The sequence below is a fragment of the Streptomyces sp. NPDC058796 genome (genome assembly GCF_042745235.1).
Taxonomy (GTDB): Bacteria; Actinomycetota; Actinomycetes; order Streptomycetales; family Streptomycetaceae; genus Streptomyces.
The window spans coordinates 1117254-1131243 of record NZ_JBHYOP010000001.1 but is presented as its reverse complement, the minus strand read 5'-3'; the positions used below and the strand labels follow the sequence as shown (position 1 = coordinate 1131243).

11 protein-coding genes are annotated in these 13990 nt (G+C 73.6%); 2 read left to right on the top strand and 9 right to left on the bottom strand.

Annotated elements, in window-relative coordinates:
- Positions 1 to 5: 5 nt before the first annotated feature.
- The 4 genes from ACFW47_RS05040 to ACFW47_RS05025 form a co-directional block, all read right to left on the bottom strand.
- On the bottom strand, positions 6 to 1694 hold the full coding sequence (locus ACFW47_RS05040) for a glycosyltransferase family 2 protein (protein ID WP_386304795.1): 1689 nt from the start codon (positions 1692 to 1694) through the stop codon (positions 6 to 8).
- Entirely contained in the window at positions 1691 to 3889 is a 2199-nt protein-coding gene (locus ACFW47_RS05035; protein ID WP_386304840.1) for a CDP-glycerol glycerophosphotransferase family protein, read from the bottom strand. The genes ACFW47_RS05040 and ACFW47_RS05035 overlap by 4 nt, the downstream gene beginning before the upstream one ends.
- A gap of 157 nt (positions 3890 to 4046) precedes the next feature.
- Positions 4047 to 4892, bottom strand: a complete 846-nt coding sequence (locus ACFW47_RS05030; protein ID WP_386288513.1) for an ABC transporter ATP-binding protein — start codon at positions 4890 to 4892, stop codon at positions 4047 to 4049.
- Positions 4885 to 5811: an ABC transporter permease gene (locus ACFW47_RS05025; RefSeq protein WP_386288515.1), complete on the bottom strand. Its 927-nt coding sequence runs from the start codon at positions 5809 to 5811 to the stop codon at positions 4885 to 4887. The genes ACFW47_RS05030 and ACFW47_RS05025 overlap by 8 nt, the downstream gene beginning before the upstream one ends.
- Before the next feature lie 169 nt (positions 5812 to 5980).
- Here ACFW47_RS05025 and ACFW47_RS05020 point away from each other — a divergent pair, with 169 nt between their 5' ends.
- The gene (locus ACFW47_RS05020; protein WP_386304793.1) at positions 5981 to 6619 is read left to right on the top strand and encodes a TetR/AcrR family transcriptional regulator; all 639 of its coding nucleotides are present in this window, start codon (positions 5981 to 5983) and stop codon (positions 6617 to 6619) included.
- A gap of 78 nt (positions 6620 to 6697) precedes the next feature.
- On the opposite strand, the gene galE is transcribed toward ACFW47_RS05020, so the two are convergent.
- The gene (gene galE / locus ACFW47_RS05015) at positions 6698 to 7678 is read right to left on the bottom strand and encodes a UDP-glucose 4-epimerase GalE (protein WP_386288519.1); all 981 of its coding nucleotides are present in this window, start codon (positions 7676 to 7678) and stop codon (positions 6698 to 6700) included.
- Between the two features lie 75 nt (positions 7679 to 7753).
- Entirely contained in the window at positions 7754 to 8224 is a 471-nt protein-coding gene (locus ACFW47_RS05010) for a MarR family winged helix-turn-helix transcriptional regulator (RefSeq protein WP_386288521.1), read from the bottom strand.
- 141 nt (positions 8225 to 8365) lie between these two features.
- Here ACFW47_RS05010 and ACFW47_RS05005 point away from each other — a divergent pair, with 141 nt between their 5' ends.
- The gene (locus ACFW47_RS05005; RefSeq protein WP_386288523.1) at positions 8366 to 8779 is read left to right on the top strand and encodes an organic hydroperoxide resistance protein; all 414 of its coding nucleotides are present in this window, start codon (positions 8366 to 8368) and stop codon (positions 8777 to 8779) included.
- 16 nt (positions 8780 to 8795) lie between these two features.
- Here the strand turns inward: ACFW47_RS05005 and ACFW47_RS05000 are convergent, their stop codons facing one another.
- From ACFW47_RS05000 to ACFW47_RS04990, 3 genes are all read right to left on the bottom strand, one after another.
- On the bottom strand, positions 8796 to 10364 hold the full coding sequence (locus ACFW47_RS05000; protein ID WP_386288525.1) for a hypothetical protein: 1569 nt from the start codon (positions 10362 to 10364) through the stop codon (positions 8796 to 8798).
- A 123-nt stretch (positions 10365 to 10487) separates the two neighbouring features.
- Positions 10488 to 11768 (bottom strand): hypothetical protein, encoded by a 1281-nt coding sequence (locus tag ACFW47_RS04995; protein WP_386288527.1) that lies wholly within the window; start codon positions 11766 to 11768, stop codon positions 10488 to 10490.
- Entirely contained in the window at positions 11765 to 13987 is a 2223-nt protein-coding gene (locus ACFW47_RS04990) for a CDP-glycerol glycerophosphotransferase family protein (RefSeq protein ID WP_386288529.1), read from the bottom strand. Before ACFW47_RS04990 ends, ACFW47_RS04995 begins: the two co-directional genes overlap by 4 nt.
- Between the last annotated feature and the right edge of the window lie 3 nt (positions 13988 to 13990).

Sequence of the window (13990 nt, the reverse complement as noted above, 5' to 3'; positions counted from 1 at the left end):
CGCAGCTACGGCAGGATGCTCGCCGCCAGGCGGGCCGCGCGCCGCACGCGGGGTGTGGCCAGGCGGTGCAGGGCCGGGCGGATGACGGCCGCCGTGGCGCCGACCGGCTGCCAGCGGATCTGGAGCCGCCCCGGGTTGTGGCCCTCCGGTTCCACCGTGACCCGGTGGGGCAGGGCGCCCGAGCGGTAGGGGACCCGGGCGGTGAGGGGTGTGAAGCCGAGCGGGGCCAGGAGGATCCCCGTGTGGGTCCGGCCCTGGTGGCGGAGCCGGAGTACGGGATGGCGGACGCCCTCGAAGCCCTGGAGGGGGAGACGGGCCGCAGCCAGGTCCAGGCGCACGCGGCCCTCGAAGACGCCGGGGCGCACGGGTGAGAGGCGGAAGGGGACCGTGAGGCGACGGCGGCCGGGGGACAGGTGGAGGACGGCGCGTTGGGGGCCGACCGGGAGCCGGAAGGCCGGGTCGTAGGTGCGGACGGTCAGGCGGACCGAGGCGCCGGGACCGCGCGAGACGTCCGTGATCTCATGCCGCAGCAGGGCGCCGAAGAAGGGGCGGGTGTCCGGCTCCAGCTCCGTCAGGTCCAGCTCGCGGCGGGCCCGCTGGGAGCGCGGGACCTCCTCGCCCCAGTAGACGCGGCCGGCCGATGCGTCCGGTGTGATGCGGCGCGGGGCCACGCCGTGGCCGAGTCCCCGGGCCGCGGTCCGTACGTCGGGCAGGCGGTGGTCGCGGACCAGCTGGAGCACCACCCGTTCGTCGCGGGGCAGGCGCGCGTACGCGCCCGGGGCGAGCGTGTCGAGGTACGGGACCATGATGTCCGCGAAGGACGCGAGCCACGTGTCGTCCCGGTACGGCAGGTCACCGGCGTACATCCGGAAGTCGTGCTTGAGGAACTTGAAGTCCTTGTCCTCCCGCAGCGACTCGTGCCCGCTCTCGGCCAGGAACCCGTCGATGAGCCGCTGCACGTGGACGCGGTCGCGGACGTTGGTCAGCTTGTGCCGCTGGTTGGAGATGGAGGCCGTCTCGGTGGCGGCGTACGGGGCGATGTACCAGCGGTAGACCGGCTCGGGCACGACGGTGAACGTCTTGGCCAGGCAGTAGGCCTGCGCCGAGAAGAGCTGGTCCTCGTAGTGGATGCCCTCGGGGAAGCGCAGGTCGTGGCGGTCTAGGAAGGAGCGGGCGTACATCTTGCTGGTCGACAGGTGTTCGAAGAACAGGCGCGGGTCGGCCTCGATGCCGTCGAGTGTGCGGCGCTCGGCGACCAGGTGCGGCATCCACGTCGTGCGGCGTCCGCCGTCCACGCGTATGCGGTGCACCGCGCCCATCGCGAAGTCGAGGTCGCGCTCGCGGTGGGCGGCGAGCAGCACCTCGACGGCGCGCTCGGGCAGTTCGTCGTCGCTGTCCAGGAACATCAGGTACGGGGCACGGGCGATTTCCAGGGCGCGGTTGCGCGGGGCACTGCACCCGCCGCTGTTCTCGGGCAGCCGCAGGTACACCACGCGGGGGTCGCGGGCCGCCAGCTCGCGGGCCACCTCCTCGGTCGCGTCCGTCGAGTGGTCGTCGCTGATGACGACCTCGAGGTTCGGGTGGGTCTGGCGCAGCACGGACGCCACCGCGCGCGGGAGGCGTTCGGCGTCGTTGTAGACGATGACCGTGACGGTCACGTCGGGGCTCGGGTACGTCGCCCGGTCGGTGCTCATGACGTGGTCGCCTCCTCGGGGCTGGGGGCCGGGGTGCGTTCCTCGACGGGCAGGACGGGAGGCAGGGTCCGCTCGTCCTCGCCGAGGAAGACCCGGCGTACGACGCGTTCCGCGGCGCGGCCGTCGTCGTACTCGCAGAACCGGCGGCGGAAGGCGGCCCGTGCCTTCGCCGCGCGCTCGTCGCGCCAGGCGCCGGCCGTGAGGATCTCCGTCAGTTCCGCCTGGTCGCGGGCGACCGGGCCCGGGGCCTCGGCCGTCAGGTCGAAGTAGACGCCGCGGGTGGTGCGGTACGTCTCCCAGTCGTCGGCGTGGATGACGATCGGGCGGTCCAGGTTGGCGTAGTCGAACATGATCGACGAGTAGTCGGTGACCAGCGCGTCGGCGGCCAGGCACAGCTCCTCGACCGGGTCGTAGGAGGAGACGTCGATGATCCGGCCGGTGCGCCGCAGGCCCGCCAGGGGTGAGGCGGCGGTCTCGTAGAAGTAGTGGGCGCGCACCAGCAGGACCGTGTCCTCGCCGAGCCGGTCGGCGAGGGCGGCCAGGTCCAGCCGGGGCGTCCAGCCGGCCTCGTAGTCGCGGTGGGTGGGCGCGTACAGGATCGCCCGGCGGCCGGGCGCGATGCCGAGGCGGTCGCGGACCGCGCGGACCTCGGCGGCGCCGGCCGTGTAGAAGACGTCGTTGCGCGGATAGCCGTGATCGAGGGAGACGTGGCGGGACGGGTACGCCCGCTGCCACATGCGCGTGGAGTGGCTGTTGGCGCTGACGCTGAAGTCCCACCGGTCCACCCGCTCCAGCAGCGCCTGGAAGTCGAGGCCGCGGGCGGCGGCCGGGTAGGGCATCTGGTCCAGGCCCATGCGCTTGAGCGGAGTGCCGTGGTGGGTCTGGAGGTGGACGGTGCCGGGGCGTTTGACCACCGCGTCCGGGAAGTTGACGTTGTTGACGAGGTACTTGGCGCGGGCCAGCACCTCCCAGTAGCGGCGGGTGCCGGGGACGACGTGGTCGGTGCCGGGCGGCAGCAGGGCCGCGTTCGCCGCGGTGACCACCCACACCGGACGCACGCTCGGGGCGAGCTCGGCGAGCTTGGCGGCTATCGCGGCCGGGTTGCAGGCCACGCCGCGCGCCCAGTACGCCGAGAAGACGGCCAGGTGCTGGTCGACCGGCTCGGCGAGCGCCCGGCGGTACTGGAGGGTGCGCAGCCGTGTCCCGGCGTGGTGCCTGGCGGTGCGGGCCGCCGACCGCACCCGGCGGCGCGTGCGGTTGGCGGCCTGGAGCGCTCGGTACTCGGCGTGCGCGTCCCGCTCCAGCAGCGACCGGCGTACGCCTTCGAGGCCGGTGCGGGGCCGGTGGCCCTCGGGGCGGTGGTGCCGGGCGGCCAGGGAGGCGCGGTGGAAGAACTCCCGCGCGACGCCGTCCGGCATCCCGGCGCGGGCGTGGGTGCGCAGGCAGTCGCGGACCATCAGGTCGTACAGGGCCGCGTGGACGGCCGGGCGGCCGGCGGACAGGTCGAGGAGCCGCTCGTAGCGCTCGACCAGGGCGTAGTGCGCCTCGGGCGGGACCGGCGGCAGGCTCTCGGGGCGCAGCCGCCGGTCCTCGTACGCGGGGTGGGGCAGGCAGGCGACGCGGTTGGCGAGCAGCAGGGCGGTGTACGCGGCGAACGGCTCGTCGTCGGTGGTGAGCAGCCGTTCGTGCGCCCGCCAGAACGCGGCGCGCACGGCGCGGTTGCCGAGCAGCGGGGCCGTCGCGAGCAGCGCCGTGTGGTCGTCGAGGGCGAGGGCGGAGCCGGCCGCGCGGGCGAGGCGGGGGCCGTCGGGGGAGGGCAGGCCGGAGGTGCGCCAGGTGCCGCGGACGTGGTCGAGGAGCAGGACGTCCACCGTGCCGGGGAGGTCCGCGGTGTGCTCGGCGACCGTGCGCGGGGCGCCGGCGGGTACGCCGTCCTTGGCGTGGACGAAGTGCAGCCACCGGCCCGAGGCGCGCGCCGCCCCGGCCGCGCGGGCCGCGGCGTCCCCCGCCCCGTCCGGCAGCGGCAGGACGGTGAACGCGGGGGTGTGCCGTTCGGCCGCCTCCCGCGCCCAGTCCCCGACGGCGACGACGATCACCTCGACGCCGGTGAGGGGGTGGGCGTCGAGGGTGTCGAGGAGGGCGGGCAGGTGGTCCTGGACGTTGGGGCCGTGGACGATGACGCTGAGGTCGGGGATCTCGGGCATCTCCGGTATCTCGGACATCGCGGGGACTCCTTCGCCGTCGTCGCTCCCGGCACGCTCCTGTTCGTTCGTTCGGCCATAGTGGCACTAATCGGGCAAAAGGGTTAACCGTGCATAGGCCTCCCGGGGGAGGCGGGCGCTCGGCAGGAGGTCAGGCGGCCGCCTTGGCCTTCGGCGCGGGCTTGGCCGACCGGTCCGGACCGCCGGTGAACTTCTCGTACTCCCGCAGGACCTCCTCCGTCGGCCCGTCCATGCGCAGCTCGCCCCGCTCCAGCCACAGCACCCGGTCGCAGGTGTCGCGGATGGACTTGTTGCTGTGGCTCACCAGGAACACCGTGCCGGCGTGCTTGCGCAGCTCCCGGATGCGTGCCTCGGAGCGCTTCTGGAAGGAGCGGTCGCCGGTGGCCAGCGCCTCGTCGACGAGGAGGACGTCGTGGTCCTTGGCGGCGGCGATGGAGAAGCGCAGCCGGGCCGCCATGCCGGAGGAGTACGTGCGCATGGGCAGCGTGATGAAGTCGCCCTTGTCGTTGATCCCGGAGAAGTCGACGATCTCCTGGTACCGCTCCCTGATCTGCGCGCGGGACATGCCCATCGCCAGGCCGCCGAGGTGCACGTTGCGCTCGCCGGTGAGGTCGTTCATCAGGGCCGCGTTGACGCCGAGGAGGGAGGGCTGGCCGTCGGTGTAGATGCGGCCCCGCTCCACCGGGAGCAGGCCGGCGACCGCCTTCAGCAGGGTCGACTTGCCGGAGCCGTTGGTGCCGATCAGGCCGATGGCCTCGCCCCGGTACGCCACGAAGGACACGTTCTTGACGGCGTGCACCCGGCGTACGCCCGCCGCCTTCTCGGTCTTCCTGCGGCGCACGATGCGGTTGAGGGCGGCGGTCGCCGAGCCCCGGCCCGCGCCGGTGCCGTTGACCCGGTAGACGATGTCGACGCCGTCGGCGACGACGGTCGGGACGCGCTCGGCGGGGGTGTTGTCAGCGGGGGTGTCAGCCACGACCGTACGTCTCCTCGGCCTTCCAGAAGTAGATGAAACCGCCGATGCCGGCGACCAGTGCCCAGCCCAGCGCGAGCGCCCACACGTGGGGCGGCAGGTGGCTGGCGTCGAAGGTGTCGATCAGGGCGAAGCGCATGAGGTCGATGTAGACGACGGCGGGGTTGAGCTGGAGCACGGTGCCCACCCAGGACGGCAGTCCGCTGTCCGGGCCGGTCATGTGGTCGATGCTGAACATGACGCCGGAGGCGTACATCCAGGTGCGCAGCACGAACGGCATCAGCTGGGCCGCGTCGGGGATCTTGGACCCCACCCGGGCCATGAACAGCGACACGCCCGCGTTGAACAGGAACTGCAGCACCAGCGCCGGCACCGCCAGCACCCAGGACGGAGCGGGGGGCACGCCGAAGGCGAGCAGGATGACGACGAGGGCGGCCATCGAGAACAGCAGCTGCTGGAGCTGCTGGAGGCAGAACGAGACCGGCAGCGCGGCCCGCGGGAAGTGCAGGGCGCGCACCAGGCCGAGGTTGCCGGAGACGGCCCGGGTGCCCGCCATGATCGAACTCTGTGTGAACGTCCACACGAACACGCCGGTGACCAGGAACGGGACGAAGTCCTCCACGCCGCGGCTGGTGTTCATCAGCACGCCGAAGATGAAGTAGTACACCGCCGCGTTGAGCAGGGGCGTCATCACCTGCCAGACCTGGCCCAGCTTGGCCTGGCTGTACTGGGCGGTGAGCTTGGCGGTGGAGAAGGCGCCGATGAAGTGCCGGCGCGCCCACAGCTGGCGGACGTACTCGGGCAGGGAGGGGCGGGCACCGCTGACCGTCAGGCCGTGGCGGGCGGCGAGGGCCGCGAGGTCGTGCTCCTCGGCGGCGGCCGGGGCCGGTGTCGGAGGCGGTGTGTGGAGGACCTGGCTCACATCCGCTGCTTTCGCTCGGGGGGAGGGGGGTGGCGGCGCCCGGCGTTCACCCGTGTGTCGGAGCGGGTTCATTTACGTCGGGACGGGACCGTATCGTCCTGACGTGAGCGTAGGGCGTGGCGACGTCGGAACGCAACCGTTTCGTCGTAACGCCCTATGCTTGGCCCGCATGACGACCAACGCCGACGAGCCGCAGCCGCAGCCGCAGCCGCGCCCGCGCCGCCGGGCACCCGCCGGGGCGGCGGTGCTCCGCGAGGACGTGACGGAGGCCATCCGGGCGGCGGTCTTCGAGGAACTGGCGGCGGTCGGCTACGCGCGGATGTCCATCGAGGGCATCGCGCGCCGCGCGGGCGTCGGCAAGACGGCCGTCTACCGGCGCTGGCGCTCCAAGCTGCACCTGGTCCTCGACATCGTCTCCGCGCTCGCCGTGCAGGGTCTGCCCGTGCCGGACACCGGTTCCCTGGAGGGCGACCTGCGGCTGCTGTACGAGGTGACGTCCCGGGCCCTGCGCCACCCCGTGGCCTCGCAGGTGATTCCCGACCTCCAGGCGGAGGCGGCCCGCAATCCCGACATCGCGGAGGCCATGCGGAAGACCCTGCGGGAAGGGCAGGACGGCGTCGCCAGCAAGATCCTCGCGGCGGCGACGGAGCGCGGCGAGCTGAGCCCGGCCGTCGACCCCGACCTCGCCCTCGACCTGATCTCGGGCCCGCTGTACTGGCGCTCGGTGGTCATCCGCAGCCCGAAGCTGCCGAAGGGCTACCTGGGGGCGCTGGCACGGGCCACGGCGGAGGGGCTGAAGGCGCTCTGAGGCCCGGGCGACCGGTCAGGCGCCCCGGACGTACGGGAGCGAGGCGGGCGGGAGGAGTGGCCGTCGGTGGCGCGGGGCTCAGTCCCGCGCCGCCCCCGGATGCAGTCGCACCCAGCCCGCCCACGCCGACGTGATCATGTCCTCGACGTCGTACTTGGCCTTCCAGCCCAGTTCGGCGGCGGCGCGGTCGGCCGAGGCGACCACGCGGGCCGGGTCGCCGGGGCGGCGCGGGGTGACCGTCGGGGGGTGGTCGTGGCCGGTGAGGGCGTTGATGCGGTCGATCATCTCGCGGACGGAGACGCCCTCGCCCCGGCCGATGTTGAGGGTGAGGGAGCGGCCCGGGGAGGACCGGAGGGCGCGGGCGGCGGCGACGTGGGCCTCGGCCAGGTCGATCACGTGGATGTAGTCGCGGACGCAGGTGCCGTCCGGCGTCGCGTAGTCGTCGCCGAAGATGCGGGGGGCCGCTGACTCGGTCAGCTTCTCGAAGACCATCGGGACGAGGTTGTGGACGCCGGTGTCGGCGAGTTCCGGGCTCGCGGCGCCGGCCACGTTGAAGTAGCGCAGGGAGGCCGTCGACAGGCCGGTCGCCCGGCCGGTCGCCCGCACCAGCCACTCGCCGGCCAGCTTGGTCTCGCCGTACGGCGACATGGGCAGGCACGGTGTCTCCTCCGTCACCAGGTCCACGTCGGGCATGCCGTACACGGCGGCGGAGGAGGAGAAGACGAAGGACGGGACGCCGGCCGCGGTGACCGCGTCCAGCAGGACGCGCAGGCCCTCGACATTCTCCCGGTAGTACCGCAGCGGCAGCTCGACCGACTCGCCCACCTGCTTCTTGGCGGCCAGGTGGACGACTCCGGTGACGGAGTGGTCGGTGAGTGCGCGGGCGACCCGTTCGCCGTCCAGGACCGAGCCCACCACCAGCGGGACGCCGTCGGGTACGCGGTCGGCGATGCCGGTGGACAGGTCGTCGTACACGACCGTCCGCTCGCCGGCCTCGGTCATCGTCCTCACGACGTGCGCCCCGATGTAGCCGGCTCCGCCGGTGATCAGCCAGGTCATGTGCGGCCGTCCCCTCGTCAGTGGTCCTCGGTGGTCATGATCCGTCATCCCGGCGCCCGACGGGCCCCGCACACGTCAGGACGCGGTGGGGGCCGCTTCGGTGCCGTACGTGTCCAGGGCCGCCGTGAGGCGGTCGAGGCGGGTGCGCAGGTCCTGGACCTCCGCCAGGTCGAGTCCGGTGGCCGCCGCGATCCGGCGCGGTACCCCGGTCGCCCGCTCGCGCAGTGCCACGCCCTCACCGGTGAGCCGGACCTCCACGGAGCGCTCGTCGCGCGCGCTGCGCTCCCGGCGGACCAGGCCGGCCGCCTCCAGCCGCTTGAGCAGCGGGGACAGTGTGCCCGAGTCGAGGCGCAGGTGCTCGCCGAGCTTCTTCACCGGCAGCTCGCCGTGCTCCCACAGCACCAGCATCACCAGGTACTGCGGGTAGGTGAGTCCGAGGTCCTTGAGGACCACGCGGTAGACGCCGTTGAAGGCGCGCGAGGCCGCGTTCAGGGAGAAGCAGATCTGCTGGTCCAGGCGGAGCCAGTCCGTTGCGGGCGTGGTCATGCACTCCAGGGTAGCCGACGGGGTCTTGTGCACTATTTAGTTATCCACCATTTAGTTGTGCTCAACTGAATAGCGTGCTCTACTTGTCGTCGTCAGGCGTCGTCGCGACGCTTCTCCCGCACCGAGAGGGACGGTTCTCCCATGGACGCCATCTACACCGCCGCCGCCACCGCCACCCACGGCCGCGACGGCCGCACCGTCAGCTCCGACGGCAAGCTCGACCTCGCGCTCGGCGTCCCCGTCGAGATGGGCGGCGACGGGCAGGGCACCAACCCCGAGCAGCTGTTCGCCGCCGGGTACGCCGCCTGCTTCGGCAGCGCCCTCGGTCTGGTCGGCCGGCAGGCCAAGGTCGACGTCAGCGACGCCGCGGTGACCGCCGAGGTCGGCATCGGCAAGCAGGGCGAGGGCTTCGCGCTCGCCGTCACGCTGCGGGTCGAGCTGCCCGAGGGCCTGGACGAGGAGACCGGCCGCAAGCTGGTCGAGCAGGCCCACCAGGTCTGCCCCTACTCCAACGCCACCCGGGGCAACATCCCGGTCGAGCTCGTCATCGAGTAGTTTCGGGACACGCCGGTCAGTCCCCGCCCCCGCCCCCGACCCGCGCCAGCACCTCGCCGGTCCGCTCGCTCCACGCCACCACCACCGCCTCCTCGGGCACCGGCTGCCAGCGCGTGAGCAGAAGCCAGCGGACGTCGTAGCGGCGGACGACCGCGGCGCGCTCGGCGCGGGTCGAGCCGGGGGCGAGGTACGCCTCCACGTCGGCCACCCGCCGCCCGCGCTCCCGCTCGTCCAGTGACGGGTCCGGCCAGGCAGGCGCCGCGAGGTTCGGCCCGTACCCGGCGATGGCGTGCCCGGCGTAGTAGCCGTCGGTGATCACGACCTCGCCGGGGCCGATGTGCCGCGCCGCCCATTCGTACGTCGGCCAGCTGGGCGGCTGCTCGAAGCCGACCGGGTCCAGCGCCCGCGGCACCACCGCCCCCGCCTGGACCGTGAGGAAGCCCAGCAGTGCGCCCGCGGCCGCCGCCGAGCCCAGCGCCCTGCGCCACCACCCCCACGGCCGGGGCGCCGCCAGCTCCACCGCCAGCGCGAACTGCAACGGCACCAGCGTCAGTCCGAGGATCCGGCCGTAGGTGTAATGGCTGCTGAACCAGCCGTACGCCACCACCGCGCAGTCCAGCACGAAGAGCAGCAGCAGCGGATCGCGCGCCGACGCCCGGCCGCGCCGCCACAGCGCCGGCAGTCCGAGCAGCGCCAGCCAGAACTCCCCGGGCAGCTCCAGGTAGAGCACGCGGTGCATCCCGTCCACGCTCTCGTCCCCGGCCAGCGCGAACACGTCGAAGTACGGCCACAGCGCCGCCGACGCCACCGCCACCGCACCCGTCAGCGCCCACCGCCCGACGACCGGCCCTCGCCAGCCGCGCTGCCATCCGGCCACCAGCGCCACCGCGCCCAGCGCCGCCGCCACCGCCGTGATCGGGTGGACGAGGAGGACCAGGCCGTAGAGGATGCCGAGCCCGGCATACCCGGGCAGGCCCCGCAGGCCGCTCGGGCCGACGTACCGCACCCCGCGCTCGTCACGGGCCCGCGCGCCCGTCAGCGCCCACGCCCAGAAGGTGAGCCCGATCGCGAACGCCGACGGGTAGCCGAGGTTGCCCGTCATCGACATCAGCCCGAGGTAGCCGCTCCACCAGGCCCGCTCGGTGCCCCACAGCAGCGTCATCGCGCCCAGCGCCAGCACCGGCGCCCACGGCCGCGGACTCAGCACCCGCGCGAAGCGGCCGAGGCCGGTCAGCAGCACCAGCAGGTTCAGTGGCCCGGCGAGCCGCACCACCTCCCAGCCCCCCAGCCCGGTCAGCCGGGCGAACAGGCCCTGCGCGACCGCGTACGGCGAGTAGTAGGCGCTGCCCGCGCCCGGCAGGTCGGCCATCGGGTGGCGGGGACTGAGGAGGTTCGCCTTCAGGCGCTCGACGACGGCCGCGTGCTGGCCGGCGTCGCAGCACAGCGGCACGGCCCAGTACGCCAGCGTCATCACCAGGAAGAACAGGAAACCGACGGCCTGGTACGGGGTGGGACGCCAGGAACGGCCGCCGCGCAGCGCCGTGGCACCGCGCACGGGCCGCCGGACGAGGGCACCGGCGCTCACGGGACGGACGAAGGGTGGGACATTCGGGGCATTTGCCGTATGTTCCCGGCGGCCGCGCCCAGGTCAACGACACGACCACACGTCACCGCATCGAGTGACCGTCAGGCGGCGGCGAGCGTCCGTTCAGTCGGCCACGCGCGCCCGTTCGGCCTGTCCCTGTGCGGGCAGCGCCACCCGGCCGGCCCGCACCACCGGCTCCAGCAGCAGCGGGATCCCCACCACCGGCAGCAGCCAGGCCAGCACGATCAGCCGCTCGCCCCAGATGTTGATGTCCGGATGTCCCGCCTGCGTCAGGACGCCGGTGAACGCCGCCGCGACCAGGAAGACCCCGACCGCGCCGCCGCGGCGCAGCGCCCCCCACGCCCCGGCGCCCAGCGCCGCCACGAACAGCGGCTCCCATGCCTGCCGCCGCACCCACTCCACCCAGAAGTTGCCCTGCAACTGCCAGAACTCCGGCCACGGGTCCTCGCGGTCCGGCCGGGCGAAGTGCCCGGTCAGCAGGTCCTGGAGGCTGTCGGAGACCGACGGGTAGTGCAGCAGCCGCGACAGCACCATGGTGCCGGCCGCGCCCGCCAGGCCGAGGGCCGCGAGCACGAGCACCTCCCGGCCCGGCGGCCGTCCCCGCCGCCGTCGCCGCAGCGCGAGCAGCGCGCCCGCCGCCGCCAGGCACACCCCGAGGAACAGCGCCTGCGAGTGCTTCACGGTGAACAGCGCGAGCAGCGACCCGCCGACCAGCGCGTACCCGGCCCGCGCCCGCCCCGCCCGCAGCACCAGCGCGCACCCCCACACCGCCGCCAGTGTCAGCGCCATCAGCAGCCCCTCGGTCATCGGCCGCATGGCCGTCGTCCCGCACGGCAGCACGTAGTACAGCGCCTGCCCGGTCAGCGCGAGCGGCACCGGCACGGACAGGGTGCGCAGGATCAGGAAGACCAGGACACCGCCCGCACAGGCGATGACCACGCCCGCCGCCCACAGCCCCCACGTCGCCCCGAGGAGCACGACGAAGGGAACCAGGAACAGCGGGTAGCCGGGCCGCGCCTCGAAGATCCGCATGAAGCGCTCCGTCATGTACGGCACGGTGTGCCCGCCGGTCTGCCCGGCCGCCAGCCTCGGCTCCACCTGCCGCCACTCCCGCTCCCGGCAGTCGGCCGTCACCCGGTCGGTGGGGTCGGGCCGGTGGAAGCGGACCACGTGCACGCTCTGGTCGCGGCGGGCCGTCGACGCCTTGCTCGCGCACACGTAGTCGATGGTGTCCGCGGCCACCCCGCGCTTGCTCCCACCGGCCAGACTCAGGGCGTACGACAGGTAGTTCTTGGTGTCGGGGGTGTCCCGGCCGGTGACGTTCGCGAGCTGGAGCACGGCGAAGACCGCGGCCAGGACCAGCACCCAGGTGCGCGGCCTCATGACGAGGCCAGCAGGTCGTGGCCGGGAGTGGCCGGGACGGACCGGGCGCCGGGCACACCGGCGGGCTCCGGCATCGGTTCGCCCAGCAGCAGCGTCCGCACCACCCGCTCGGCGGCCCGGCCGTCCTCGTACTCGCAGAACCGGGCCCGGAAGGCGGACCTGAGCCGCGCCGCCTCCTCGTCCCGCCAGGCTCCGGAGGCCAGCAGCCACGCCAGCTCCCGGTACGAGCGCGACACGTGGCCCGGTGCCTCGGCGGTGATGTCGAAGTAGGCACCGCGGCTCGCCGTGTAGGCGGCCCAGTCGTCCGCGTGGATCAGCACAGGCCGGTCCAGGAGGACGTAGTCGAACATCAGGGCCGAGTAGTCGGTGATCAGCAGGTCGGAAGCGAGCATCAGGTCCTCGACGTGCGGCTCGTCGGTCGCGTCGATCAGCACGCCCCGCCGGTGCAGCTCCGCCAGGCCCATGCCGCGCGCCGGGCCGGTGGCCAGCGACGGGTGCAGCCGCACCACCAGGGTGTGGCCCTCGCCGAGGTCGGCGGCGAGCCGGGCCGGGTCGAACCGCTCCACGTACCCGCCCCGCCGGTACTCGCGCCGGGTCGGCGCGTACAGCACCACGGTGTGCCCCTCGGGGACGCCGAGCCGCTCGCGCGTCCGGCGGCCCGCCTGCGGACCGGCGTTCACCAGCACGTCGTTGCGCGGGCTGCCGGTGCGCGCGGACGCGAAGTGGCAGGGGTACGCCCGCTCCCACATCCGTTCCGCGTACCGGCCCGCGACCAGGCTGTGGTCCCAGCGGTCGGCCCGCCGCAGCATCTGCGGCACGTCCAGGCCGTGCCGGGCGCCGGGCCGGCCCAGCAGGTCGGCGCCCATGTACTTGAGCGGGGTGCCCTGGTGGGTGTGGATGTGGACGCTGTCCGGCCGCTTGGGCACGGCCCAGGGCCAGTTGACGTTGTTGACGAGGAACGCGGCCCGCTCGACCGCCCGGTGGTAGCCCGCGCTGCCGAGGAGCACGTGCTCGGTGTCCGGCGGCAGCGCCGCCGCCTCCTCCTCACCGCGCACCACCCACACCCCGCGCAGGTGCGGGGCGATCTCGCGGGCCTTGCGGTGGATCGCCGCCGGGTCGCCCAGCACGCCCCGGTGGGAGAAGGCCGAATACACGACGAGGTCCGCGTCGAGCGGGCGGCGCGTGTTCACCGCCGTCCGCACCCGCCCCAGGCGCCCGGCGGCCGCACCGCGCGCCTGCCGCGCCCGGCGTCCCAGCTCCCGGCCCGCCCGGCCGGACTCGCGGCGCAGCCGGTAGGCGGCGTACCCGTGCTCCAGCACGCGCAGTTCGGCCGGGATCTCGGCGCCCTCGGGCCGGTACTCCCGGAACATCCGGGCGGTGCGGCGGAAGAACTCCGCCTTGTCCGACGCCGGCAGCCGGTCCGGCTTGGACAGGACGTCCAGGCAGTGTTCGCCCATCTTGACGTGCAGGAACGGCCGCCAGCGGGCCAGCTCCGGGCGGTCGTCGAGGAACGCGAAGACCCGCTCGTACTGCGCGTGCACGTCGAAGTGCTTGCGGCTGGTGGTGGACAGGATGTTGCCCTGGCGGCGCTGCCGGTAGTTCAGGCAGACGCGGTCCAGGGTGGCGATCCGCCCGGCCGCGAACATGACCGGGAAGGTCCAGGGCGTGTCCTCGTAGTAGCCCGGCGGGAAGGTGAAGCCCTCCCGTTCGACGAAGTCGCGCCGGTAGGCCTTGTTCCACACCACCATCAGCAGGTCGAGGATCTCGGGGCGCTCGGCGGCGGTGAAGGTCTCGTCGGTTTCGCCGAGCACGTGGGCGAGGACGTTGCGCCGGGTGCCGCCCCACCAGTAGGTGCGGGCGTAGTCGAAGACCAGGACGTCGGGGTCGTCCGCCTCCGCCAGCCGGTCGGCCACCGCGCGCAGGGCGCCCGGGGTGAGGGTGTCGTCGCTGTCGAGGAAGAAGAGGTAGTCGCCGGTGGCGTGCGGCAGAGCGGCGTTGCGGGCCCGGCCGAGGCCGACGTTGTCCTCCAGGTGCAGTACGCGCACCCGCTCGTCGGCGGCGGCGTACTCGTCGAGGATGGCGCCGCAGTCGTCCGGGGAGCAGTCGTCCACGGCGACGACCTCGATGTCCCGGTAGGACTGGTCCAGCACGGAGTCCAGACACTCGCGCAGGAAGCCCTGCACCTTGTAGCAGGGGACGATGACGCTGAAACGGGGCACGGC

Coding starts and splice junctions, on each gene's coding strand:
- ACFW47_RS05040 (WP_386304795.1), bottom strand. CDS start 1,694: ATGAGCACCGACCGGGCGACGTACCCGAGCCCCGACGTGACCGTCACG.
- ACFW47_RS05020 (WP_386304793.1), top strand. CDS start 5,981: ATGACGACCAACGCCGACGAGCCGCAGCCGCAGCCGCAGCCGCGCCCG.
- galE (WP_386288519.1), bottom strand. CDS start 7,678: ATGACCTGGCTGATCACCGGCGGAGCCGGCTACATCGGGGCGCACGTC.
- ACFW47_RS05010 (WP_386288521.1), bottom strand. CDS start 8,224: ATGACCACGCCCGCAACGGACTGGCTCCGCCTGGACCAGCAGATCTGC.
- ACFW47_RS05005 (WP_386288523.1), top strand. CDS start 8,366: ATGGACGCCATCTACACCGCCGCCGCCACCGCCACCCACGGCCGCGAC.
- ACFW47_RS04995 (WP_386288527.1), bottom strand. CDS start 11,768: ATGAGGCCGCGCACCTGGGTGCTGGTCCTGGCCGCGGTCTTCGCCGTG.